Origin of the sequence: Levilactobacillus angrenensis, assembly GCF_003946085.1 — a bacterium.
Classification (GTDB): domain Bacteria; phylum Bacillota; class Bacilli; order Lactobacillales; family Lactobacillaceae; genus Levilactobacillus; species Levilactobacillus angrenensis.
On the sequence record NZ_RHOB01000005.1, the window covers coordinates 1 to 23,993 of the forward strand.

The 23,993-nt window shown below is 49.6% G+C and carries 24 protein-coding genes, 2 CRISPR repeat arrays and 1 other annotated feature; of the genes, 3 read left to right on the forward strand and 21 right to left on the reverse strand.

Annotated features, from left to right (window positions below; translation table 11 throughout):
• Positions 1–291: 291 nt before the first annotated feature.
• The 12 genes from minD to ezrA all read right to left on the reverse strand — a co-directional run bounded on the left by minD (position 292) and on the right by ezrA (position 17,411).
• Positions 292–1,098, reverse strand: a complete 807-nt coding sequence (gene minD / locus EKM83_RS03700; protein ID WP_125575284.1) for a septum site-determining protein MinD — start codon at positions 1,096–1,098, stop codon at positions 292–294.
• Between the two features lie 2 nt (positions 1,099–1,100).
• A complete protein-coding gene (locus tag EKM83_RS03705; protein ID WP_125575285.1) occupies positions 1,101–1,772 on the reverse strand; it encodes a septum site-determining protein MinC in 672 nt (223 codons plus the stop codon).
• An 18-nt stretch (positions 1,773–1,790) separates the two neighbouring features.
• Positions 1,791–2,321 carry a rod shape-determining protein MreD gene (gene mreD, locus EKM83_RS03710; protein ID WP_125575286.1) on the reverse strand — a complete coding sequence of 177 codons (531 nt, stop codon included), beginning with the start codon at positions 2,319–2,321 and terminating at the stop codon, positions 1,791–1,793.
• A 12-nt stretch (positions 2,322–2,333) separates the two neighbouring features.
• Entirely contained in the window at positions 2,334–3,185 is an 852-nt protein-coding gene (gene mreC, locus EKM83_RS03715; RefSeq protein WP_125575287.1) for a rod shape-determining protein MreC, read from the reverse strand.
• An 85-nt stretch (positions 3,186–3,270) separates the two neighbouring features.
• Positions 3,271–4,275: a rod shape-determining protein gene (locus tag EKM83_RS03720; RefSeq protein ID WP_125575288.1), complete on the reverse strand. Its 1,005-nt coding sequence runs from the start codon at positions 4,273–4,275 to the stop codon at positions 3,271–3,273.
• A 153-nt stretch (positions 4,276–4,428) separates the two neighbouring features.
• Complete coding sequence (locus tag EKM83_RS03725; RefSeq protein ID WP_125575289.1) at positions 4,429–5,094, reverse strand: JAB domain-containing protein; 666 nt, start codon at positions 5,092–5,094, stop codon at positions 4,429–4,431.
• A 44-nt stretch (positions 5,095–5,138) separates the two neighbouring features.
• Complete coding sequence (locus EKM83_RS03730; protein WP_125575290.1) at positions 5,139–6,458, reverse strand: bifunctional folylpolyglutamate synthase/dihydrofolate synthase; 1,320 nt, start codon at positions 6,456–6,458, stop codon at positions 5,139–5,141.
• A gap of 611 nt (positions 6,459–7,069) precedes the next feature.
• Positions 7,070–9,736: a valine--tRNA ligase gene (locus tag EKM83_RS03735; protein ID WP_125575291.1), complete on the reverse strand. Its 2,667-nt coding sequence runs from the start codon at positions 9,734–9,736 to the stop codon at positions 7,070–7,072.
• A 69-nt stretch (positions 9,737–9,805) separates the two neighbouring features.
• Positions 9,806–10,021: a binding site (T-box leader), on the reverse strand.
• A 21-nt stretch (positions 10,022–10,042) separates the two neighbouring features.
• Positions 10,043–10,552: a thiol peroxidase gene (gene tpx / locus EKM83_RS03740; RefSeq protein WP_125575292.1), complete on the reverse strand. Its 510-nt coding sequence runs from the start codon at positions 10,550–10,552 to the stop codon at positions 10,043–10,045.
• Between the two features lie 503 nt (positions 10,553–11,055).
• Positions 11,056–11,450: a CRISPR direct-repeat array (repeat unit 28 nt; unit sequence GGATCACCCCCACACCTGTGGGGAATAC).
• A gap of 72 nt (positions 11,451–11,522) precedes the next feature.
• A CRISPR array of direct repeats spans positions 11,523–12,709; the repeat unit is 28 nt; unit sequence GGATCACCCCCACACCTGTGGGGAATAC.
• A gap of 292 nt (positions 12,710–13,001) precedes the next feature.
• Positions 13,002–14,219: a tRNA uracil 4-sulfurtransferase ThiI gene (gene thiI, locus EKM83_RS03745; protein ID WP_125575293.1), complete on the reverse strand. Its 1,218-nt coding sequence runs from the start codon at positions 14,217–14,219 to the stop codon at positions 13,002–13,004.
• A gap of 20 nt (positions 14,220–14,239) precedes the next feature.
• A complete protein-coding gene (locus tag EKM83_RS03750; RefSeq protein WP_125575294.1) occupies positions 14,240–15,385 on the reverse strand; it encodes a cysteine desulfurase family protein in 1,146 nt (381 codons plus the stop codon).
• A 289-nt stretch (positions 15,386–15,674) separates the two neighbouring features.
• Entirely contained in the window at positions 15,675–17,411 is a 1,737-nt protein-coding gene (gene ezrA, locus EKM83_RS03755; RefSeq protein ID WP_164505584.1) for a septation ring formation regulator EzrA, read from the reverse strand.
• A gap of 189 nt (positions 17,412–17,600) precedes the next feature.
• On the opposite strand from ezrA, the gene EKM83_RS03760 reads away from it, so the two are divergent.
• The 3 genes from EKM83_RS03760 (at position 17,601) to EKM83_RS03770 (ending at position 19,986) form a co-directional block, all read left to right on the forward strand.
• Positions 17,601–18,071: a GAF domain-containing protein gene (locus EKM83_RS03760; protein WP_125575296.1), complete on the forward strand. Its 471-nt coding sequence runs from the start codon at positions 17,601–17,603 to the stop codon at positions 18,069–18,071.
• 198 nt (positions 18,072–18,269) lie between these two features.
• Positions 18,270–18,875 (forward strand): 30S ribosomal protein S4, encoded by a 606-nt coding sequence (gene rpsD, locus EKM83_RS03765; RefSeq protein ID WP_125575297.1) that lies wholly within the window; start codon positions 18,270–18,272, stop codon positions 18,873–18,875.
• Between the two features lie 259 nt (positions 18,876–19,134).
• The gene (locus EKM83_RS03770) at positions 19,135–19,986 is read left to right on the forward strand and encodes a hypothetical protein (RefSeq protein ID WP_125575298.1); all 852 of its coding nucleotides are present in this window, start codon (positions 19,135–19,137) and stop codon (positions 19,984–19,986) included.
• A 56-nt stretch (positions 19,987–20,042) separates the two neighbouring features.
• On the opposite strand, the gene EKM83_RS03775 is transcribed toward EKM83_RS03770, so the two are convergent.
• The 9 genes from EKM83_RS03775 to EKM83_RS03815 all read right to left on the reverse strand — a co-directional run bounded on the left by EKM83_RS03775 (position 20,043) and on the right by EKM83_RS03815 (position 23,948).
• Positions 20,043–20,804, reverse strand: a complete 762-nt coding sequence (locus EKM83_RS03775; RefSeq protein ID WP_125575299.1) for a DUF5776 domain-containing protein — start codon at positions 20,802–20,804, stop codon at positions 20,043–20,045.
• Complete coding sequence (locus EKM83_RS03780; protein ID WP_225418612.1) at positions 20,804–21,088, reverse strand: holin; 285 nt, start codon at positions 21,086–21,088, stop codon at positions 20,804–20,806. Before EKM83_RS03780 ends, EKM83_RS03775 begins: the two co-directional genes overlap by 1 nt.
• 1 nt (position 21,089) lies before the next feature.
• Positions 21,090–21,278, reverse strand: coding sequence for a hypothetical protein (locus tag EKM83_RS03785; protein WP_125575301.1), 189 nt, complete (start codon positions 21,276–21,278; stop codon positions 21,090–21,092).
• 2 nt (positions 21,279–21,280) lie between these two features.
• Positions 21,281–21,676, reverse strand: coding sequence for a hypothetical protein (locus EKM83_RS03790; protein ID WP_125575302.1), 396 nt, complete (start codon positions 21,674–21,676; stop codon positions 21,281–21,283).
• Between the two features lie 14 nt (positions 21,677–21,690).
• Complete coding sequence (locus EKM83_RS03795) at positions 21,691–21,849, reverse strand: XkdX family protein (protein WP_125575303.1); 159 nt, start codon at positions 21,847–21,849, stop codon at positions 21,691–21,693.
• Between the two features lie 18 nt (positions 21,850–21,867).
• Positions 21,868–22,314: a hypothetical protein gene (locus EKM83_RS03800; protein ID WP_125575304.1), complete on the reverse strand. Its 447-nt coding sequence runs from the start codon at positions 22,312–22,314 to the stop codon at positions 21,868–21,870.
• Positions 22,315–22,318: 4 nt separating this feature from the next.
• Complete coding sequence (locus tag EKM83_RS03805; protein WP_125575305.1) at positions 22,319–22,744, reverse strand: hypothetical protein; 426 nt, start codon at positions 22,742–22,744, stop codon at positions 22,319–22,321.
• 104 nt (positions 22,745–22,848) lie between these two features.
• On the reverse strand, positions 22,849–23,328 hold the full coding sequence (locus tag EKM83_RS03810; protein ID WP_125575306.1) for a hypothetical protein: 480 nt from the start codon (positions 23,326–23,328) through the stop codon (positions 22,849–22,851).
• A 119-nt stretch (positions 23,329–23,447) separates the two neighbouring features.
• Positions 23,448–23,948, reverse strand: a complete 501-nt coding sequence (locus EKM83_RS03815; protein ID WP_125575307.1) for a hypothetical protein — start codon at positions 23,946–23,948, stop codon at positions 23,448–23,450.
• Between the last annotated feature and the right edge of the window lie 45 nt (positions 23,949–23,993).

The window sequence follows — 23,993 nt, forward strand, 5'->3', positions numbered from 1 at the left end:
TCTTTCTCTTGAAATGTGGTAGTGGATGGACATAGATCTGCGACTATATCCCTTTTTTGTACCCATTTTTACTCTATACAGTATACAAAAATATCCGCTGCCAGTAACCAATTAAGTTGATTACCAACAACAGATATTTTAGAACCAAAATCTGGCTGCCACAGGCTCTTGGTTTCATCAATTTTAATGAGCAAAACGCTGTCATTTCGAGAATAAGCGCGTTAAGTCAACCTCAGACCAAAAGCGCGTCAACCCAGGCTTCCCCCGGTCGACGCGCTCTTATTTATCACTTTATCCGCGATGAAACCAGTTGCTGACGCGGTGCCAGAAACCGGTGTCCTCTTGTTCTTCAATCTTCATCAATGGCACAGTTTCGCCTTCGAGCCGGCGCGCCACGTTACGGTAACCTTGACCAGCAGGGTTGTCCGTTTGCATGACCACGGGTTCCCCTTGATTGGAGGTCGTGATGACCGCATCATCATCAAAGATAATGCCCAGCAATTCGATGCCCAGATGATGGGTGATCTCATCGATATCCATCATGGACCCGTCTTGCATCATGTTCCGGCGAATCCGGTTGATCAATAACCGTGGTGCTTCGGTCAGTGGGTGTTGTTCCAACAGGCCCACGACCCGGTCAGCATCCCGGACGGCTGAGATTTCTGGCGTCGTCACCACGATGGCAGCATCTGCACCGGAAACAGCGTTGATGAAGCCTTGTTCGATCCCGGCTGGGCAATCGATCAAGACGTAATCGTATTCTGGCTTCAACTCATCCACGATTTCTTTGACTTGTTCTGGCATTAACGCCGTCTTGTCCGTGTTTTGCGCGGCTGGCAATAAGTAAAGCTTGTCGTCAAAGCGCTTGTCCTTGACCAGCGCTTGCGGCAACTTTGCTCGCCCTTCCGCTACGTCCACGATATCGTAGATGATACGGTTGTCGAGGCCCAAGACCACGTCTAAGTTCCGTAACCCAATGTCCAAATCCATCAGGCAGACCCGTTTGCCCATCAAGGCTAACGCCGTCCCGATGTTGGCACTGGTCGTGGTTTTACCGACCCCACCCTTACCGGAGGTGATCACAATTGCTTTTCCCATTTTTAAATTCCTCCAATCTGGTTATACAACTTCGGATTAATCTTCTTTAATTGCGCCAACTTGCCATAGGACAAGACGTGCAAATCATTCACGTAAGCCACAGTCTGCTGCGAATCAGACACGCTGTCCGGTTCAATGATGTCAAACTGTTCGGCAATGCGCACCTGTTGTGCGGTCTGAAGATTTCCCATAATCAGCTTGGATTCGTCATCGGGATACCCCGCTTGAAGAATTCCAGCGACATCCCCCATGGAAAAGATGTTGCCCGTCGTCCGGAGCTTACCACCTTCGTGAATCGTCCCCAAGAACAGGACGTCGCCCTTCATGACGACCTCCTGCCCATTACGAATCACTTTGCTTAACAGGTGAACGTTTTCCCGCTCGCGCAACTGGACTGCATCGGCAATCGTCATCACGTTGGCGGCAATCTTGTGGATCTCAAACCGCGGATACTGCGCCACCATCTGTTCGATGCGCGTCTTCTCCTCTGCAGTCAAGATCCGGTCTTCAGTTAGCACATCCAGCGAGACCTTGGATGCCTCTAAAGCCTGGGGGTCCACCTTGAGATTTTCTAATAATGATTTTAAATCAACCAAGATTTGGTCCAGACTCGCTGATTGCTTAAGGACCAAGTCATAGCCGTTTTGCGTTCCGCGTAATACGGCAGCCTGCATAGCGTTCGTTCCCTTCACCTATTTTAACCAATTATACACCCAACGAATTGGGAAATATAAAATCACAAACATCGCTAAATTAAAGGCCAAAGTCGGTCCCAGCGTGTTCACTAAAAACGCGCTGCCGGCCCCGGTATTTAACCGCATCGCTCGGCTGGCCAAGTAACCGAGACCTTCCACCACGGTGATGTCGATAAAGTAAATCAACAAGCCGCTTAAAAAGTTCGGGCGAATCCAACTGGCAAGCCGGCGGGTCAGGTAAACGACGAGTGGGAAGATGAAGACGGCTATCCCGAAGATTCCGGTATAGTACAAATCAAACACCGCCCCGGCGACCGCAGCCCACCGTCCTAGTGGCATGTCAAACGTGCCATCATCGGCTTCAAAAAGCACGCCACACACTAACCACAGCACCACCAGATGGCTGACCATGGCAGTTGGGTAGCGAAACATTTGGACACTAAAGACTTGGCTAATCGATCCGTCTAGAAACAGGGCCAAAAACAAGAAGACGGGAAAGCCGAAACGTAACTTTGATAATCGATACACGACTAGTCCCCCCTACTGCTTGCTGACGGCAACGGTGACGATGTTCAGCGCGCTGAGATCCGTGGCTGGGGTGATGTATAACTTCGTGGCCAACCCGTAATCGGACCCGGTAGCCTTAGCCACTGTGCCGACGTACAAGCCCTTTGGCGTCACGCCACCCAGACCACTCGTCACGACCTTGTCACCCTTAGCGAGCTTCGCCTTGGTCGTAATGTTGTCCATCGTGATTTGTCCCGTCGTGGCTTTGTAACCACTCAGGACCCCGTTGACCGTCTTGCCAGATTTGGTCGTGATTTGGACCGCAAACCGGTTCGAGGAGTCATTGTTGTCCGTAATCAGTTCCACCTTGGAATTGGTCTTGTTAACTTCGGCGACCCGACCAATCAGACCAGAGCCTGACATGACCGGCATGTTCTTCTTGACCCCCGCAGCGGCCCCCTTATTGATGACCACTTGGCTTTGCCAGGAAGATGGCGTCCGCGTAATCACGGCGGCAGAAACGGCGGTGTAATCCGTCAACGAAGCATTCAACTGCATTTCCTTTTTCAGCTGCTTGTTTTCCTTAGCCAGCGTTTGGTCCCGGACCTTAGTCTGCGCCAGTTCACTGACTTGTTTCTTTAACTGTTGGTTTTCCTGATACGTGTTCAGTAATTCCGAAACGGAGCTGACAGAGCCGCTCAACCCATTGGTGGGAATCGCCACGACACGATCAACTAAGCCGACAATGTCATTACCAAATTGTTGAATCAGCGGCGGCGTGGATTTTTTGTTCCGCATGGTCACGGACACCGTCATCAAAGCAAAGCTAACAATCACGCAAACAATGATAATGACCAGTCGGCGATTGAGAGAAAATTTCTGCATGTTTGACCTCCATCTTGCGGGTACGGCTGTAAGTTACCCCCTACCCTCACAATAAAGAAGCGGGAAGCTGCCTTCCCGCTAGTCCCTATTTTTTCTTCATGACATCGATACTCTTTAATGATTCCCCAGTACCAGCGGCCACACAATCTAACGGGTCGTTTGCAATGGAAACCGGTACCTTGGTTGCGTCCGCGATAACTTCAGATAAGTTCTGCAGTAAGGCGCCCCCACCAGTCAAGACGATGCCGTGATCAATGACATCGGCAGCGATTTCTGGTGACGTTTCTTCCAAGGTTTCTTTGATAGCCGTAATGACGTCTTGAACGGGTTCTTGGATGGCTTTAGCCACATCGACAGCGGAAACTTCCACGGCCTTCGGCAACCCGGTAACCAGGTCACGCCCACGGATCGTGGCGCCGTCGATCTTTTCGGCCGCTTCAACGGAAGCAGAACCGATGTCCATCTTCAGCTTTTCAGCGGTCCGTTCACCAATCAACAGGTTAAAGTTAGAGCGAACGTACGTCGCGATGGCGTCGTCCAACTTGTCACCGGCAACCCGGATAGAACGACTGGAAACGATCCCACCTAAAGAAATGGTGGCAACGTCAGTGGTCCCACCACCCATGTCAACGACCATGCTACCGGTTGGGTCCATGACGGGCAAACCAGCACCAATGGCTGCAGCAAATGGTTCCTCGATGACGTAAGCGTCACGAGCACCAGCGACTCGGGTCGCGTCGATCACGGCCCGCTTTTCAACTTCCGTTACGCCACTAGGCACACAAACCATCACGTAAGGCTTGCCGTTCGACTTACCGACTGTCTTTTCGATGAAGTACTTCATCATGGCAACGGTCGTATCGTAATCGGCAATCACGCCGTCTTTCATGGGCCGAATGGCAACGATGCTAGCCGGGGTCCGGCCAATCATTGCGCGTGCGTCTTCACCAACGGACACAATTTCCCCAGACTTTGTGTTCTTGGCGACAACGGAAGGTTCGCGAAGAACGATACCTTTCCCGTCAACGTAGACAATCGTATTGGCGGTACCCAGATCGATCCCAATATTTTTCGTTCCTAATCCGAACAATGTGTTTCATCCCTTCATTGTCAACAAAACTTTAATTGATTTTTATTTTTGTACATTGATAGACGTATTATAACATACCTATCTACGTGAGAACACGTCGTCAATGTCAAGAATACCGAACTTTTAACGAGAAAGAAATAGTAAAGACAGATTTTAATCAGTTTTTAAAGGTTCTGCCGCATTTTCTTTCCCGTTAGCCGGTAATTGGCCCGCTTCTCGCAGGCTAAAATAACTGTGAATGCCCACCACAAAACCATCCAGTAACGGAATCCCCATCAACCGGCCGCAATCGGCCAAGCGGCGCATGAAAGCCAGGTCGTTGGTCGACGGTTGGGGGACTCCGCTGGGATGATTATGAGCGACCACGATGGCCGCGGCACCGTTGATCACGGCTAACTGAAAGATTTCACGGGGATGGACCGGACAACTGTCCAGCGTTCCCTGAAAGACCGTCTGCCGGTCAATGATGCGGTGTTTGGCGTCTAAAACCAAGACCTCGACGCGCTCCTGCTGGAGGTAGCGCAGGTCATCCATCAAGGCCTGCCCCAACTGACTGCTGGCCGTCACCTCACCTAAGATGGGCCGCGGCGCCTGCTGGACCCAGCGTCCCAAGTCAATGGCGGTCAGTAGACTGCGGCGTTGGGCCTGGCCACCCACGTAGGCGCGACACTGGCGGTGACTGGCATAGCGCAGATTGGCCACGCTGTGAAAGTAGCGGAAGAACCGGTCGCTCTCCGCAATGTGCGGCAGTCCCAGGCTCTTTAACACCTGACCCACCAGTTGGCGCTCGTTGTGAATCGTCATTTTTTGTCGTTGCATCTCTCTTCACCCCTCTACGGATTAACTCCGTAAAAAAGGCCGCTTTATTTGTCAGGGTCCTTAAAATATTGCCGGACCTCGGAAATAAAGTACAGCGATCCCGTCAGTAGGACCAAATCATCAGCTGAAATGCTAGCCAACACAGTCTTTAACGCCGTCGGCCAGTCCGGCGCCATGGTGATGCGCTTGTGACTAGCCACCGCATCCTCCAGCTCCTTTGGTGTGGCGGCCGCGCGCTTGCCGGGTCCCTGGAATTGGGTCACGACCAGATGTACTTGCGGTACCTTCATCAGGGTCTTGACCATCTGCGTGTACTGCTTATCTGCCAGCACGGCCAGAATGATGTAAATATCGTGGCCAGAAAAATGTTGCCGCAAGAGCTGGGCCATTTCGACCATGGCCGGTTCATTGTGCGCGCCATCAATGGCAATCAACGGTTCGTTAGCTAACCGTTCAAACCGGCCAGGCCAAGCCGTGTGTTGCAGGCCTTGCCGAATCTCAGCGATTTTGACACGGGTCTGCTGTTGCTGGTGGTACGTGATGTACGCCGTCAAAGCTGTCGCCGCATTGTCGATCTGATATTGGCCTAACAAATCAATTTGTAACCGACGCCAGCGATGGTCGCCCCAAGTGTAGTCGAACCGCTCGCCCCACTCGTGTTCGGGCCGGTTGGTCACGTGAAATTCTCGCCCGAGCGCCCGGACCTGCGTGTCGTTGGCTGCAGCTGTTTGGTCCATCACCGCTAAGGCATCTGGTGTCAAGCGGCCGCAGACGACCGGAACACCGGGTTTGATGATGCCCGCTTTTTGTGCGGCAATCTTGGGAATCGTGTCCCCTAAAATTTTCATGTGATCCATGCCAATCGTGGTAATCACGGACACGGCGGGAGTGATGATGTTGGTCGAATCGTATTTGCCGCCTAGCCCGACTTCCACGACCACCACATCGACGGGATGCGTCGCGAAGTAGCAAAACATCAGGGCCGTGTCGATCTCAAATTCAGTCGGTCCCTCTGGTCCTAACTGCGCGTCTAACTGGGCCACAATGGGCTCAATGCGCTGCACGTCAGCGAGCAGGTCCGCGTCACTGATTGGCTCACCGTTCACACTGATGCGCTCGTTGAACCGGGTAATGAACGGTGAGGTAAAGGTCCCCACCGTTGCACCTTCCGCCAGAAATAAATCACGCAAAAAGGCGACCGTAGAGCCTTTGCCGTTGGTCCCGGCCACGTGAATCATTTTGAGTTGGTCCTGGGGATTACCCAGCAAGGCCATGAACTCTCGCATGCGGGTCAGCGTCGGCTTTTTCTTGAAGCGGTCGCGCCCGTGAATAAACTGTAATGCCTCGGCATACGTTTTTATCAAATTGAAAACCTCCCAGATAGTCACTGCCTCTCAGTTTAGCAGATTCCCCCAGTGATTGCCTAGTTTTTGTGGTGGATTTTCCGTTGCGGCTGGCAACCACTGGGGAAACTGGCCGCCTTACCGTTCGCTAGAGATGAGTTGGAACGCTGAGGGCGCCGGTCCGAGCCAAAGGTCGGTCTCAGACCTCACCTGGAAGCCGACAACCCACGTCTTCCAGGTGCCAGTTTCCTAAGCGTCGTAACCCACGCCGCTAAGGAAACTCCCACAGCTGAACTCATCTCTAGCGAACTCTCGGCTACGATTGGTCGTTGCCAGCGACAACATCCCCGTCAGTAGGCAGCGCCCCAGCATCAGTTACCATCACCAATTACTTTGATACACAAGCTAGTCACACTAGGATAATCCACACAACAAACAAATTTCCGGTTGATTAATACCACTTTGAGCAAGCTCAACCAATGCAAAAAAACGGAACCCCAACCGTCGCCGGTTGATGTTCCGTTTTGTTTCGCTCAAATTAGATATACGAAAGATTGACTCAAGGCCAGGATACATGACTGACAGGCGCTAACCTGGCTAACAGAAACAACCGGGTTAGCCTTAGCCAGTCATTAAAGTTGGGCCTTAATATCAGCCAACCGTTGCTTGGTAGCGGCCAACTTCTTTTCGTTGTCGGCTTGCTTCTCGCGTTCGGCGTTGACCACGTCTTCTGGGGCGTTGGCCACGAAGCGTTCGTTGCCTAACTTCTTGGTTGCGCGTTCAACTTCAGACGTGAACTTGGCAACTTCTTTGTCTAAGCGCTTGGCTTCGTCGTTCAAGTCGACCAATTCGGCCAGTGGCACTGAGACTTCGGCGCCAGTGATGACCGCCGTCATGGCTAACTTCGGTGCGACCAGGTCGGCGCCAATTTGCAAGTCCTTCGGGTGGACGAACCGGTCGATGTAGTCGCGGTTGGTCTCGAAGACGTGTTGTAGCTTGGCATCACTGGACTTGATCTGCAAGTCGATTGGCGTGGACATTGGGGCGTTGGCTTCGGCCCGAATGTTCCGGACTGCCTTGATCAAGTCGATCAGGCTAGTCATGTCAGTTTCAGCCGTAGCGTTGTCGAATTCTGGGTGGTCAACTGGGTAAGTTGCCGTCACCAGTGACTTGCCATCATGGGGCATCGCTTGCCAAATGGCTTCCGTCACGAATGGCATGATTGGTTGTAACAGGCGTAAGGTCTGATCCAGCACGTAGGCCAACAGGTCTTGCTTAGTCGCCTTAGCTGCCGCGTCATCGCCGTTCAAGACTTCCTTACTCATTTCGATGTACCAGTCACAGAAGTCGTTCCAAATAAAGTTGTACAGGGAACGACCGGCTTCACCGAACTCAAACTTGTCAAACATTTCCGTGACGTGCTTGACCGTGTCATTCAAGCGACTCAAGATCCACTTGTCGGTCAAATCCCACTTGTCAGCGGCTGGTACGACTGGCTGAGTGTTTTCACCCAAGTTCATGATGACAAATCGGCTGGCGTTCCAGATCTTGTTGATGAAGTTCCAGGCAGCGTCCATCTTATCGTAGCTGAACCGCACGTCTTGGCCCGCCGTTGAACCGGTGGATAAGAACCACCGCAACGCGTCGGCACCATACTTGTCGATGACGTCCATTGGGTCGATCCCGTTACCTAAGGACTTGCTCATCTTACGGCCATCTTCGGCCCGAATCAAACCGTGTAAGAGGACGTGTTTGAACGGCCGCTTGCCAGTGAATTCCAGGCTTTGGAAAATCATCCGGGAAACCCAGAAGAAGATGATGTCGTACCCGGTAACTAACGTGTCGGTTGGGAAGTAGCGTTTGAAATCAGCGCTGTCTTCGTTCGGCCAACCCATCGTGGAGAATGGCCACAGGGCACTGGAGAACCAGGTGTCCAAGACGTCAGGGTCTTGTTCCCAGTTTTCAATATCCTTCGGGGCTTCTTCATTGACGTAGACTTCGCCAGTCTTCTTGTTGTACCAGGCTGGAATCCGGTGACCCCACCAGAGCTGGCGAGAAATAACCCAGTCATGGACGTTTTCCATCCATTGCGTGAAGGTGTGTTCGAACCGTTCTGGCACGAAATCAACCGCGTCGTCACCCTGTTGGTTCTTGATGGCGGCTTCGGCCAATGGCTTCATTTTCACGAACCATTGGGTGGACAAGCGGGCTTCAACTTGGACCCCGGTCCGTTCGGAATGCCCAACGGAGTGGACGATTGGGTCGACCTTCAACAGTAAGCCTTGGTCGTCCAAATCAGCGACCATGGCCTTGCGGGCGTCAAAACGATCCATGCCAGCGTATTTACCGGCCTTTTCGTTCATGGAGGCGTCTTCGTTCATGGTGTTGATCCGTTCCAGATTGTGGCGGTTACCGACTAAGAAGTCGTTCGGGTCATGGGCTGGGGTGATCTTAACCATCCCGGTCCCAAAGTTGATGTCAACGTACTGGTCAGCGATGATCGGAATCTTCCGGTCGGCCAATGGCAAGATAACTTCCTTACCGACCAGGTCCTTGTAACGGTCGTCATCTGGGTTGACCGCCACGGCCGTGTCCCCCATCATGGTTTCTGGCCGCGTCGTAGCGATTTCAATGTAGTGCTTGCCGTTGAACGTGTAATCAGGGTCGGCGAATGGGTACTTCACGTGATAGAAGGCACCCTTGTCGTCTTGGTGAATAACTTCGATATCAGACAACGCCGTCCGCGCTTGCGGATCCCAGTTGATGATATATTCACCACGGTAAATGAGGCCCTTCTTGTACAGGGTTACGAAGACCTTCTTGACCGCGTCGGACAGGCCATCGTCCAGCGTAAACCGTTCGCGGGAGTAGTCCATGGACAACCCCATCTTAGCCCACTGCTTGTGAATGGTCGCGGCGTATTCGTCTTTCCATTCCCAAACCTTGTCGACGAACTTTTCCCGACCAAGGTCGTAACGGGTAATGCCTTGTTCGCGCAACCGGGCTTCCACCTTGGCTTGCGTGGCGATCCCGGCATGGTCCATCCCCGGTACCCATAACGTGTCAAAACCTTGCATCCGCTTTTGCCGGATGATCATGTCTTGTAACGTGGTGTCCCAGGCATGGCCTAAATGCAGCTTACCCGTAACATTTGGTGGCGGTAACACGATTGAATACGGGGTCGCCTTTTTATCCCCACTGGGTTTGAAAACATCTTCATCGAGCCAAGTCTGGTACCGACCCGCTTCAACGGCGGTCGGATCATACTTGGTCGGCATATCAACTTGCTTATCTGCCATGTAAATCAATTCCTTTCTTGACTACGGAAGCTAACGATTTAGAGATAAAAAAGGCTCCCCATCCTAAAAAATTAGGACGAAGAGTCTTCGCGGTACCACCTAAATTGGGCGTTCATGCCCCACTTAACTTCTTTGTTAACGGAGAGTGCTCCGGTCTAGGCTTACTGTAAGTTCAGCCCAACGGCTCACAAGCTACGTTCACGTAAGTGTTTCACCAGGTTTCCAGCAATCCCCGGCTCTCTGTGACAAACAGCTTCACGCTACTGACTTGCTCAATGCTACTTTCACAGTTTACGCAATTTCTGACTAAAGGTCAACACGTTTGACCAACTTTTCCAGGGCATCAATGGCCGCCAGATAGTCAGGTTCATCAGTTTGTTCAGTCACGATTTGCCGGTAAACGATTTTACCCGTGTCATCAATGATCCAAATCGACCGGGCCAAATTACCCAAGTTCGGGACGTACAGACCCATTTCGTAGCCAAACGATAATTCTTCGTCTGACAACAAATCAACGTTTTCTACGCCCTGAGCCGCACACCAGCCAGTTTGTTCAGCGATTGAATTATTTGAAATCGTCGCAAACCGCGCATCTGGATAATGATCCGCTTGCTGGGTGAACTTTCGCGTTTGAATCGTACATACTGGTGTATCCAGGTCCGGAACCACGCTAATCAAGGTGACTTTACCAATAAGGTTAGCCGTCTTGACCTTCTTATTTTCCTGATCGAATACCTTAAACTTTGGTAACTGATCTCCTACTTCTGGCAACGTACCAGATAAAGAGAATGTATCGCCGAGTCGTGTGACTTCCACGCAGATCAACCCCTTCAGTTATTTATCGGCTTTCACCGACTAATTGCTTTAATTATCGCGCAACTCCAGGGGTAATGACAAGCATTTTGCCATAAAATTGCGAAAAACTCTGGTGATTCACCCCTACGCTTGTGGGAAATACCGTTAATCCGCTTACTAGTATGTAATGACCCCAATCAACAACTTAATCATGACATAAGCTATAGTTACCGTCACAAGCACCCCACAACACCCACACCCATCTGTATCCTGGCTATACTTATACTTCATGCTACTTCACCTCCGTCTCATTGATAATGACTGTATGAAGCCCTAATCCGCTTGCCACAGTCATTTAGTTGTGATGCCTCATCGTATCAACTTTATGAGGTTGAGTTGCCACTGCACCACCAGCAAAATAATTTCAACGACAAAATAAAAACACCACCAAATTGCTGGTGGTGAAATCACTCCACACCTGTGGGGAATACTTACATCTTCTCCAATCGCATTACGAATCTCTAGGATCACCCCCACACCTGTGGGGAATACTGCCAAATGTTTCTGCTACTTGCAGGCTAGTCGGGATCACCCCCACACCTGTGGGGAATACTTTAAATTTCCTCCTGATTAATTCGGTCCCCCAGGATCACCCCCACACCTGTGGGGAATACCATTCATTTGCATAACATATAATATAATAACTGGGATCACCCCCACACCTGTGGGGAATACGCACGAACTCGAACCACGGGTCGCGTCTCCTTAGGATCACCCCCACACCTGTGGGGAATACAAAATGTTTTAAGCAACGTCTTTAAATTATTCAGGATCACCCCCACACCTGTGGGGAATACGGCTACAACTTATCAAGCAGCGTGAACAGCAGAGGATCACCCCCACACCTGTGGGGAATACGTATCGATCACTTGCTACATGTCATCGATGTGGGGAATACTGGTTGGTAGAGTGTGCCGTACCACCAGCCATGGGATCACCCCCACACCTGTGGGGAATACAGAGGCAAGGTAATAACGACGCTAGAGCGATCGGGATCACCCCCACACCTGTGGGGAATACTGCTCAAAACAACATAACCTCTAAGCTGACAAGGGATCACCCCCACACCTGTGGGGAATACAAGACGTGACAACGTCCCGTGGGTGCGGTATGAGGATCACCCCCACACCTGTGGGGAATACCCTTTTTTAATTTGAATACCTCTATGAAGGCTGGGATCACCCCCACACCTGTGGGGAATACAGTTTCATCTCGGGCGGCGCAACGTGGTTCGGGGGATCACCCCCACACCTGTGGGGAATACTACCTGCTGAGTAAGGGCATCAATCGTATGTGAGGATCACCCCCACACCTGTGGGGAATACGTTCCTATCTGAGGGTGTCAGATAGGTGTCAGAGGATCACCCCCACACCTGTGGGGAATACTCAAACTAAGGAGAATGAATATGCCGAAAATTAGGATCACCCCCACACCTGTGGGGAATACTGACCTACGCTCCGGCGAAGTGGAACCGCAAAAGGATCACCCCCACACCTGTGGGGAATACCAGAACCAGACTTCCAAGACGTTGACTGGAAGGGGATCACCCCCACACCTGTGGGGAATACTCCCGTCCGGTCAGGAGGTATTCACAAGAGGTAGGATCACCCCCACACCTGTGGGGAATACGATGCGAAACTCATCGTCGAAAGACTGGGGCCGGGATCACCCCCACACCTGTGGGGAATACAATCGAGGAGATTAAGTGATGGAGCATGCAGTAGGATCACCCCCACACCTGTGGGGAATACTCTATGCCACATCATGATAATACCTTCACACCGGGATCACCCCCACACCTGTGGGGAATACGCCGCTGGTAGTGATGCACGGCATCCCCGTAAAGGATCACCCCCACACCTGTGGGGAATACGTTGATAATATAATCTGCGATTCCGTTATGACAGGATCACCCCCACACCTGTGGGGAATACTGACTGCTGAAGCCACCGCTGACGGCTCCCCGAGGATCACCCCCACACCTGTGGGGAATACCGTTCAAAGCTTACCAAGTAAAAGGGCACTCCAGGATCACCCCCACACCTGTGGGGAATACAGTGCAGTATGGTTCTCAATACAAGGACAAGTAGGATCACCCCCACACCTGTGGGGAATACACTAAACAAATCCCGTCAGACCGGCATTTCATTTTTGCCAAAACCCGAAATTCATTTAACTTCGTTTTTACCAGCATAGCCTAACTCCGCTAAATTCTCAACTAAAATTCTACAAGAAAAAGGCCTGAGAAAAAATTCTCAAGCCCCCCTGTTCAGCAACTTTAAATGGCTGAAACGTGGTCCCCAAGACAGCTGGCGCCACTTAAACCTACTAACCAAACAATCCTAAATCAGGATTGTTCGGTTGGTAGCGTCATCGCTCGCCGGCTGCCTTTGGGTCCACTCTTATTCTTTACAACAATTCAGCGAATACATCTTCATTTTGGTTGAGGTAGTTGTCCCCTGGCCGGATTTCCGTGATGGTGATGCCGTCCAAGGCCTCTTTCATCAAGCCATCCACGTCGATGTACCCTTCGTACTTCCGGGACTTTTCCAGGCTCGGATGCGTCTTGGGTGCTGGTGGCGTGAAGATGGTACAGCAGTCCTCGTATGGCAAGATAGACAGATCATAGGTGTCGATGTTTTCAGCGACCTTGATGATTTCCGTCTTATCCATTGACAACAGTGGCCGCAGGATTGGCATGGAGGTCACGTCGTTGATGGCCGCCATGCTTTCCAGCGTCTGTGAGGCCACTTGTCCTAGAGACTCCCCGTTGAAGATTCCCTTGGCATGGCGCATTTCAGCAATGGCCGCCGTCAACCGCAGCATTAGCCGCCGTTGGACCGTCATCAAATACCCCTCGGGCACCTTTTCCTTGATGGTCTCTTGGATTTTGGCAAATGGCACCTGGATAAACTGAATGCCACCTGAGTAGCCCGCTAACCGCGCCGTCAATTCCTTGGCCTTGGCCAAAGCTTGTTCAGACGTGTATGGCGGACTGTAGAAGTGGACCATATCAATTTTAACGCCTCGGCGCAGTGCGTAGTAAGACGCAACTGGGGAATCGATTCCACCAGACAACATCATAACGGCCTTGCCACCGGTACCGACGGGCAACCCGCCGGCTCCTTGAATGGTTTCGCCGGACAGGAAGACCCCATTCATCCGCACTTCGACCCGTAATTCCAGGTCGGGATGCTTCATTTGCACGGTCAACCCCGGCACGTTTTCCAGAATCGTGCTCCCGAGGATTTCGTTCATTTGGTACGTGTCGTAGGCAAATTCCTTGTCTTGCCGGCGCGTATTGATTTTAAAAGTCATCCCGGGTTTGAAGGCTTCCTTGACCATCGCCACGGCCGTCTCCTTGATGGCGTCAATGTCTTTATCGACCTTGACCGATGGTGAGAAATTTTCAATCCCGAAAACACCCTTCAGGCGATCCATGACGGCGTCTGAATCCGCCCCATTTAAGGTGACATGCAAGCGATCGTGTTGTGCTTTTACTTCTAGGCCCTCAAAGCTACTGAGCGCCTTACGGACGTTTTGGCCAAGCTGTTTGATGAAGTCTTTTTTGTTTTTCCCCTTCGTCGACAGCTCGCCGTAACGGACCATAATTTCACTATATTCCATTGCGCGACCCCTTTCGTGATTTAGCTTAATTTGGCAAATTGCGTGTAAAGTTCGTCAAAGACTTGGTTAAATTTCTCGGCCTCCGCCATGGTGTTGTGCTCGTCGAGTGAAATCCGCACAGCACTGGTGGCAATGCCATCATCGACCTTCATGGCTTGCAGGGTGCTGGATTCCACGTGTTTCTTGGACGAGCAAGCGCTGGTCGTCGAAATGTAGATATCGTGTTCCTCAAACGCGTGCACGATGGTCTCACCGCGAACTCCCGCAATCGCAAAGCACAGAATGTGTGGAGCGAAGACTGGCAAGTCCTTGGAAAAAATCGTCACGTTCGGGAATTTTTCTACGTGGTGCAAGATGGCCAACCGGATGGCCCGTTGGCGTTGAACCTTGGCGGCCTCGTCATCGAGCAGTAACCGTAAGGCCTTAGCCATGGCCGCAATCGCCGGCAGGTTTTCGGTCCCAGAACGCAAATTCCGTTCCTGACCACCACCAGCCATTAATGGCGTGATTTTACGGCCTTGGCGTTTGTACATGAAGCCAATCCCGCGCGGCGCATGGAATTTGTGCCCGGAGAACGTGACAAAGTCGACCCGGTCGTTAAAAATCTTGTCGGCTAAGCCCTTCCCGATGCCTTGGACCGCGTCAATGTGCCAATGAATCCGCGGAAAGTCACGCATGACGGCCGCAATTTCATCGAGTGGTTGCACCGCCCCGATTTCATTGTTAACGGCCATGGTGGAGACCAGAATCGTCGTCGGCTTGATGGCGGCGCGCAAGTCATCCGCAGAGACCCGCCCATTTTCATCAACTGGCAAGTAGGTCACTTCAAACCCTTCTTGCTTCAGCTGTTCCATGGAATTGTGCACGGCCGGATGTTCGACCTCAGTCGTGATCAGGTGGTTCCCAAATTCACGTTTAGCCATCGCCGTACCCTTGATGGCCCAGTTATCGCCTTCGGTACCGCCACTAGTGAAGAGAATCTCACTCAGCTTGGCACCCACTAGATCAGCGATTTGCTGGCGGGACTGTTCCAACAGGTTAAATGCCTGTTCACCAAATTTGTGCAAACTTGATGGATTCCCCCAGTAATTCGCGCTGACCTTCGCGTAAGTATCGACTACTTCGGGCGCTGCCTTGGTAGTCGCACTGTTATCAAAATAAATCATGCTGAACCCTCTTATCCTTCTTCTATTGGTTCGACTCCGATAGAAATTCCTTCTCATTATAAACACAAACGCTGCTGACCACAAGCCTTTCAACCGGAAGTCCAAGATGTAAGCGATACCTTAGTCTGAAAGGCTGGTTGTTCTTGGCTAGCCGGTTTTCATTGACCGCCTTACCGTTCGTCAACTATGCGGCCGGAATCTCTGGCTAACGCAGACGCCTGGTCTCACTCAGCCGAGTCTAAAAAAGAAGGGCTACCGGATGGGGTCCGAGTAGCGCTTCTAGTCTAGCTTAATCTTTTTCAGTTTGCCGCCGCTTAGGTTTGGCTGTGCCTTTGCGGTCGTAGTAGGCATCTTCCAGACGTTTGTACGCACCCGGTTCGACCTGCTCTAAGGCCGTGGCGATGGTTTCCAGTGCTTGGGCGTACTGGTACTTGTGTTCGAACAAGTCGGCCGCCGTGTGGCTAGCTTCGGCCACGTCTTCGTGACTGGTCTGATAACGGTTGGCGTACTGTAGTAACTGTTCTGCCAGTTGCGAGCTGTCAACCAAGTCGTCCGTCTTTTCTTGTAACGTGTCCAAATCAGTTTGAATAATCAATAGTTGCTTGGTGATTCGTTCCATATCAATTTGGGGTTGGTCCATGTCGGTCGCCAATTGGGCCACCTCGTCACGCACCACGAAGAAGTAATCCAAATATTCTTGGGGAATCCCGGGCAAATTCAGGTTCTCAACTTGCCGGCGTAAACTATGTAGATTGAAATCAAACTGTTGCAGGGTGTCGCGGGCTTGCCGTTCTTCATCGGCCAACCCCGCCACGCTCTTCAAAATGTCTGCTTGTTGTTCTTCAATTTGTTTTAAATCTTTTTCCTGCTGGTTTTGGTGGGCCAACACTTGAGAGAACACCGCTTGTTTGCCACTCAACGCCTGCACGTCTTGTTGGTAAGTGCCGTCGATATGGCGTAACTGCTCATTCAACTCCCGCGCCGTTTCCAATTCTTGGTGATCCAGCGTGTAGTTTTGGCTCAACCGGTCCAGCTCATTCAATAAGGAATGGCTTTGGTTTTGCGCATGGGCAATAAACTTGGCGACCCGGTCTAAATTCTTATTGACCGGCTCCTTGGCATCCATTTCCGTTTGCATCACATCGTAAATGTGATCGATCTGCTTGGCAATTCGGTCATTGACGACTTCCGCGTCGGACGGCCGCAATTCCGTCAACGTGTTGGCGTTGTCCTTGATATGCTCCTCAGCATCTTGAATCAGTCCCGGCACATCTTGGTCGCCAAACTGATAATGGTCCGCCGCCAATTGCTGGTAGCCGCCCTTCAATTCCTTGATCTGATCCGGGAAGACCACCGTTAAGTCCTTGTACAACGGGGGAATAGCCGCAATCAAGTCTTCCAAGTTCGTGGTGTCGGTCTGCAGTTGGCTTAAAACGTCCGCTGCTCGCTCGTGGTCGCCTTCTTGGGTCAGTCGGGTAAAGGTATCAAAGTTACCCTCTAACTGGCCTAAGCGTTCCTCTAAGCCATCAATGCTAGGGCCAAAGGCAAAGTTCTTTGCCAACAGCGTTTTCCGCAAGTCCTGGTACTTCTTTTCCAACTCATGAACGGCCTCGCGATGTTGCTTATCAACTTCTTGGAGGCTCGCCAATTGCGCTTGGACTTCTTGCACCAATGCGTCAGTTTGGTTAACCAATAGGGTGATTTTCGTCAGGCGCTGGCGCAATTGGAGCAAATTAACGCCCCGCGAATCACTCATCAGCTGGTCTAACTCTTGGTCAATCCGCTTGAAACGATTCTCCGTAATGTCTTGATAGTCGGCCTGCAGTTGTTGGAACTGCGCCAACGATTGGCCAGTCAGGCTTAACTTTCCGACCAAATTAAGCTCATCCGTTAGCGGAATTGCCACCATCGATTCTTTTTTTGTGGTTAACGCCGTGACTTGTTTACGAATACGCTGCTGGTATATCAGCACACCCACGTAGACGACAATCGCAAGAATCACGATTCCAATCAACACACCTACCATAATTGACCCCATCCTTCATCAGCATTTCAACGTTTAACGAGTTGCAAAATCGCTCGGTTCATTTTACAATTTAATCTAATTTCGATTATAGCATAAGTCACGCCTAGGCTTCACTAGGTTTTCACGATTCCCTAGCCATTTTTTACCTATATCGGAATAATTTAATCTTTAAACTTTGGAGGCCTTTCTATGAGTGTAGCAATAAATTCTTTAATCACCGAACAACTTGACGCCCTCTTGCACGGCGAGACGAACCTGGTCGCTAACTTGGCCAATGCCTCAGCCCTATTGAAGCAAACGCTCGACGACGTCAACTGGGCCGGCTTTTATTTGTATCAACCGGCAACCGACGATCTCATCTTAGGCCCCTTCCAAGGAAACGTGGCCTGTGTCCACATCGAAAATAACCGCGGGGTCTGTGGCACTGCCCTGGCAACGCAGACGGTGCAACGCGTCGCTGACGTCCATCAATTTGCCGGCCACATTGCCTGTGATTCCGCCAGCAATTCCGAAGTCGTGGTGCCACTGATTTTAGCCAACGGCAACCCCCTGGGCGTCATGGATATTGATTCCCCTAGTCTGGACCGTTTCAGTGCCGCTGACCAAGCCGTTTTAGAAGAATTTGCCCGCGTTTTGTTAAAACACGTTGACAACCAGTAGGCTTTCTGGTTATACTGGTCGTTGTGTAAAATAATGCAGCGATAAGTGGTAAGCTCGTCAACAGATTGTTGCCGTTACATTGGTTCAAGAAGTAACCTGCGGCTGCATAGGGTGAAACTTGCAAAGCAACCTGCACGAATACTAAACTTATAAACAGCTTATTTTACTCCAAATAATATTTTATTGGAGGAACTATCTATGTCTCGTTACACTGGCCCAAGCTGGCGTATTTCCCGTCGTTTAGGGGTATCCCTTTCCGGCACTGGTAAAGAATTAAACCGTCGTCCTTACGCACCTGGTGATCATGGTCAAGGTCGTCGTCAAAAGTTATCTGAATACGGTACGCAATTGCGTGAAAAGCAAAAGCTCCGGTTCACTTACGGCATGACTGAACGTCAATTCTACAACTTGTTCAAGCGTGCCGGCAAGATCTCTGAAGGTACTCATGGTACTAACTTCTTAATCTTGCTCGAACGTCGTCTGGACAACATGGTTTACCGTTTAGGTTTGGCAACGACTCGTCGTCAAGCTCGTCAATTGGTTAACCATGGTCACATCACTGTTGATGGCAAGCGCGTTGACATCCCTTCATACGAAGTCGAAGTTGGCCAAGTCATCTCTGTTCGTGAAAAGTCCAAGGACATGGCCATCATCAAGGGCGCTGTTGAAGCCGTTGTTGGTCGTCCACAATACGTTCAATTCGACGCTGACAAGCTGGAAGGTTCTCTTACCCGCTTCCCTCAACGTGAAGAATTAGACGCAGAACTTGACGAATCTCTTATCGTTGAATACTACAACCGTTAGAGATTTCGGTCTTTCTTGGTTGCTCTGTGGTGCTTTAAACGCTGGTATTACGGCATTCTTAAAATTCCGTTTTCTATTGATTACTACTGATTACCCCCATTCTGTGGGAGATTTTGTGGGAGATTTTTAGGACAGCGTCAAGGATTATAGAGGTGCGCACCTTCCATTTTGTGGGAGGTGCGTTTTTTTATGAAAACTTCCTCTACTGGATCAACATCGTAACATTAATAAACACTGACTACTTAGGAGCGATTGTCTTATGAAACGAAAAAAGGTAAATAGAATCCTCATCAAGGATAGACATCAAATCAGCGGCTTCAAAGAGGAAACAGTGGCTGAAGCACTGTTAAACGTAAAAAGGATGTGGGAAACAATTGATAGCTTATCTGTTGATGAATTGAAAAACATTTTACCTCCTCAGCTTATATTAAACTCTCGTGTTGGAACACTACGGCCCGGTACTATTTATTACAGGGCCCGTATTACGGATGCTAAAAATTACCGAAATATTGGTTATTGGGATGCTTCTCAATTTTGGGAAGCGCCTAAAGAGTATGTCAAGCATTGGGGACGCTTAAATCGTCCCCATGAATCCGTCCTATACTTATCTAGTGATGTGTCGCAAACCTTTAAAGAAATACGTTATCAAGTGAAAAAGAGTCGGCACTATGCGGTCGTTGTTAACTCATACAAGGTTACTAAACCTATCACGGCCACACAAATTGGATATTTTGGTAAAAGTGGAAGCGTAGCAGACATATATTCAAAAATGATTAGTGATATATTCTCCCTTCCTTCAGAAAAGTTTGGAGAAAACGTATATAAACTGTCAAACTTTTTGTCGAATTTCTATAATTTTGTTCCCAATAATGCAGCTGCATTTTTCTTCACGCCAGTACTAAATCCCCAAAATGATATTTTGAATTTAGCAATAAATCCATCCGATGCACACAAATACTTTGAGTACAACGGTTCAATTGTAATCCCTAAATACAGAGAATCGGTTGACGGTAACATAACTGTAGTTTCAGCAAACGACGATGCCTTCAATCTCCTAGATCCGTCAAAAAATAAAAGATGGATTTTTGATAACTTCAAAATTAAATATTAAAGCAGCGTAAAAGGAAAGCCACCCTACCCATCAATTTGGATAGAGTGGCTTTCGCGTTACTTGAGTTTTTTCACGTAATCTGTGTTGCTAGTGATATATAGACCATTTCCCAGCTTCAGCCGTGTAATCTTACCATACCCAACTACACTAGCAATATCAAAGATTGTCCCCGGCTTAAAGGTCAGTTCCCTTTTCTTGAACGCCTTGTCATGGTACCGCGTCACATTAGTCTTAGCCTTCACTTGCTTGGCCGCCTTCAAATAGGTGGCCTTTTTTGCTGGTGTGGAAGCCGAACCACCAACGCCATTCTTCAAGTCCTTGGCAAACTGACTCTTACTGATACCCCACTTCTTAAGATAGCCGTATGGATCCTGGTGGTCACCCCAGAGGTTATCGGACACCCACTTGTGGGTCTTGATTCCATTACCAGCTCCGTCCAAAGCAAGCGGAATCCCGTATTTCTTAGCATAATACCGAATCACCCATACGTAGCGCTTATAGCTGGCATCGAAACGCGTCTGCGTGTTAACGTGGGCCAATTCCACTTGAAACGGGCTGCGTTCGTTAGCAGGACTGCCAGCGCCATAAGCGATGTATCCCGGCGTCCCGACGATGTAAATACCTTGGTCATCCACAATAGCATGCGTGTACGCATTCTGCCAGTGACCGCGCATGTAGCTAGCCTCGTTCTTGGCACTTCCGACTCCCTTATTGTTATCATTACCGGTGTCATGGGCAATGATGTACTGATGGGACGCTTTACCACTAGAACCCTGGTTGGCCCCTAACTCGTAGCTATGATTTAAACTATAACCCATTATTTATCATCCTCCTTCACATTGAAACCTTTAAAGCCATCGAATAATCCAGACGTGAAACCGCCTACCAGAAGCCCCATAACGGCCCCTGACAGGAAGTTATGGTCGGCGGTCACAACTACCGATAACAAGCCGACCACCGTCCCCACCAGCATAGACAGCCACGGCATCCACTGGTTGGGTACCTTGGTTTGCTTCGCTGCCTGTGTCAAAACAAAAACGACTAAAGTGGTCAATGCCAGTTCAGTCGCCGTTCCTAGATTGAGTTGCTGGATATAATCCACACTACTCACCTCGCTTCTTCAACTTTTCTACTTCCTTCTTTAATCGGTCATTCTCTCTCTTTAATCGCTTAATTTCATCAGTTTTAGTTGGCGGCTTACCGGCGTTAATCCGGGCCACCCACACCGGCACGTAACCGACCGCAATAGCTGAGATTGCAGAGAGAATGGCCGTGAATACCTTGTCGCTCAACTTTAATCATCCCCTGTGAATGCATAACTGATAATCCGACAAATCACCCCACCAGTCAGAACGGCCCCGGGACTGATTAACGCTCCCATCTCCATGTCATGAACCAGGAATCCCAAGAAAAATGACATCCACACAAAGACCAGGCAACCAATCATAATCGGCCGGGCATAGAACCAATGGAAGTCCCAGATTGAGTAGACCATCGCAAACGTACCGATGACCGCAATTAGAAAAATCGACACCGGATCATCAAGGAATCCCAGCATAGTGTGCGCTGGGGGCTTCAAGTCGAAGAAATTGACTTGGATGATGAAGACTACTGCGATAGCGTAAGTTTCGACTGCAGACCAGAACCAAAACTGGTTCTTCTTGTAGTGTCCGTATAGCTTTGAGTCCATAAGAAAAGCACCCCCTATGCCTCAGCTGGCTTGTAGTCGGTGCCCGTGATTTCTTTATACTGGTCAGCGGTGATAGTCCCCAGCGGAACGTAGGCTGCCAGGAACTCATCTGTCATAAACATCTTGCCCCAGCTGTATTGCATCTTTAAAACATCAAAATTTGGATAAGTCATGATAAATTCCTCCTATTTTTATTCTGTAGTAGCAGCTTGGCTTTGCGCCATTACTTTTGACATTTGAACTAACATTTGTTTCATTTGAGTCTGGTCGGCGGCCGATTCAGCTTGCGCTTGGCTTGACTGAATCAACATCTGCTGCAACTGTGTGATAGTAGCATTGGCGGCAGTCAACTGACTATCCATGGTACTGATAGTATCCGTAGCCGTTGTCAGTTGGCCGTTCACCACATCAATGACGTGTAGCAAGTGATCGACGCTTAAGTCAGCAAAATCATCGCTGGTCCGCTTGAATTGGCCGTCAATCACCAAATACTTCGTCCAATTTTCCAACAAGTAATTTAGCATCCCCGGCCGAATCCACAGTTCTGTCAGGCCGTCTGCAGACACCGACTTGGGCTGCTCGTTTAGTGTTGAATTATCAGCATCGATGCTGACATACACTGGTACTGTTTTTGACATAAAATCACTCCTTAATTTTTTCGATATTGATTTTAACTGAACCGGACATACCGATATAAAAGTTCTGAGCATCGACTCTATCTGTACTGCTGTACGACACCGCGCTAATTGTCATACCATCATCGCTAATCATTAATCTAACACCACCTATAGTGGCACCATAATTTTGCATACAGTTTCCAACGAAGTTATTTGCCCCAGCAAAATTAACAAACCTAAAGCCATCAGGTGGATTAATTTTGAAAGACATCGTTGACGTGGAAACCATACCAAAAATTTTCATTTGAGTATTATCCACTTGAGACAACAGCAATCCACTACTAATTGTTCCGACAAAATTTGTATACGGTTTCCACTGATTTATCCGGTCATAAAGCACCTGGTTACCCAGGGTAATCTTGGATACATCATCGCTAATTGCTAATCCCATAAGTGTTCGCCTCCAATCAAAGACGAACCCTTATGAGTTAGTGAAATTCTATAGGGTTGCCCCCCCCCGAACATTTACGGTGCTTGTGAATTTATCGTACATGGTTAGTCCTCCTTGATTACATTGAATTGGATATCTGCAGAAAATAATACATTAGCAGCTCCAGGCCCGCCATATGAGTTGTTGAGCACCCATGTTTGGCTACCTTGATTTGCCGCATAGTTATTTGAGATTTGCCCATAACACTTATTTCCATCGTATTTCATCGGAACAGCATGTCCTCCTCCCGCTCCTGAATCACCAATAGTAAAAGTTGCTGGGTTATTAGACGCGAAGCTATACCCATTTGGCAACTCTAATGCCAGTCGCCATTTTTTAATGCCCTCACCAGATGGGATTGTAACCGCGCGGATGCCTTTAAAAGCTGCAATACCGGTTTGAGGGTCAAATTTCATAATTTCCATACCGACAAAATCCGTTCCCTTTGTCCCGTTGTCTGGAAGCTCAATCCACGTAGTATTCGGGTCTTGCCGCTCCCACAGAGTCTCACTGCCAAGGGTGATTTTCGCTACATCGCTAGACATGCTAACCTCACTCATGGCAGTCACCACCAGTCTGAGTAGAACCAGCGGTTAGAGGGTGGTTTCTACCCCCCCCCCCGACATTTTAAGCGTGTTAACTAGTTTCATTTGTCTCATCCTTTCTAGTCCGGTATTACAGACGTTGTAGTCCAGCAATGATATCCTGTGTAGTTATCATCTAAATCGCTCATAAAAATAATTATTCTTCCTGCAGGGTAAACTGAAGCTGAGTTCATTTTCCAATTGAATTTTGCACTAATTGAATCACCTGACATGGTGAAAGACAAATCACCATAGTAGGATCCAGTCCCATACATAATTCCAGATGTGGCATTACTAGTTTTGCTTCCGAGTGGGAAAGTACTGTCAGTCTTGCTAAACCGATACCCATCTGGCAGCGTTAAAAGAATCTTGTTCCATGTACCTTGACTATATGTCCATGTGATATCAGCAGCTCCAATAAAACTAGTAACGCCTGTCGATGCATCATAGTGCATCAAAATTGGCGTGCCCGAAAAGTCTGCATTGACCATACATGGTAGCCACACATCTTCCGCATTCACAAACTCGTTTCCGGCCAGTGTCAATCGTGATATCTTGTCTCCGCCTACTGTGAGTGTCATAAGGCATCACCTCGGTGGTTCAGACGAGTATTTCTACCCCCCCCC

What these genes read in the sequence shown, in the direction of transcription:
- EKM83_RS03770 (WP_125575298.1), top strand. Translation starts at nt 19,135, where the DNA reads ATGAAACGAAAAAAGGTAAATAGAATCCTCATCAAGGATAGACATCAA.
- mreC (WP_125575287.1), bottom strand. Translation starts at nt 3,185, where the DNA reads ATGCAGAAATTTTCTCTCAATCGCCGACTGGTCATTATCATTGTTTGC.
- EKM83_RS03810 (WP_125575306.1), bottom strand. Translation starts at nt 23,328, where the DNA reads ATGTCTAGCGATGTAGCGAAAATCACCCTTGGCAGTGAGACTCTGTGG.
- EKM83_RS03790 (WP_125575302.1), bottom strand. Translation starts at nt 21,676, where the DNA reads ATGGACTCAAAGCTATACGGACACTACAAGAAGAACCAGTTTTGGTTC.
- EKM83_RS03805 (WP_125575305.1), bottom strand. Translation starts at nt 22,744, where the DNA reads ATGGGATTAGCAATTAGCGATGATGTATCCAAGATTACCCTGGGTAAC.
- EKM83_RS03750 (WP_125575294.1), bottom strand. Translation starts at nt 15,385, where the DNA reads ATGATTTATTTTGATAACAGTGCGACTACCAAGGCAGCGCCCGAAGTA.
- thiI (WP_125575293.1), bottom strand. Translation starts at nt 14,219, where the DNA reads ATGGAATATAGTGAAATTATGGTCCGTTACGGCGAGCTGTCGACGAAG.
- EKM83_RS03775 (WP_125575299.1), bottom strand. Translation starts at nt 20,804, where the DNA reads ATGGGTTATAGTTTAAATCATAGCTACGAGTTAGGGGCCAACCAGGGT.
- EKM83_RS03760 (WP_125575296.1), top strand. Translation starts at nt 17,601, where the DNA reads ATGAGTGTAGCAATAAATTCTTTAATCACCGAACAACTTGACGCCCTC.
- rpsD (WP_125575297.1), top strand. Translation starts at nt 18,270, where the DNA reads ATGTCTCGTTACACTGGCCCAAGCTGGCGTATTTCCCGTCGTTTAGGG.
- EKM83_RS03815 (WP_125575307.1), bottom strand. Translation starts at nt 23,948, where the DNA reads ATGACACTCACAGTAGGCGGAGACAAGATATCACGATTGACACTGGCC.
- minD (WP_125575284.1), bottom strand. Translation starts at nt 1,098, where the DNA reads ATGGGAAAAGCAATTGTGATCACCTCCGGTAAGGGTGGGGTCGGTAAA.
- EKM83_RS03735 (WP_125575291.1), bottom strand. Translation starts at nt 9,736, where the DNA reads ATGGCAGATAAGCAAGTTGATATGCCGACCAAGTATGATCCGACCGCC.
- EKM83_RS03800 (WP_125575304.1), bottom strand. Translation starts at nt 22,314, where the DNA reads ATGTCAAAAACAGTACCAGTGTATGTCAGCATCGATGCTGATAATTCA.
- EKM83_RS03795 (WP_125575303.1), bottom strand. Translation starts at nt 21,849, where the DNA reads ATGACTTATCCAAATTTTGATGTTTTAAAGATGCAATACAGCTGGGGC.
- EKM83_RS03705 (WP_125575285.1), bottom strand. Translation starts at nt 1,772, where the DNA reads ATGCAGGCTGCCGTATTACGCGGAACGCAAAACGGCTATGACTTGGTC.
- ezrA (WP_164505584.1), bottom strand. Translation starts at nt 17,411, where the DNA reads ATGGTAGGTGTGTTGATTGGAATCGTGATTCTTGCGATTGTCGTCTAC.
- EKM83_RS03725 (WP_125575289.1), bottom strand. Translation starts at nt 5,094, where the DNA reads ATGCAACGACAAAAAATGACGATTCACAACGAGCGCCAACTGGTGGGT.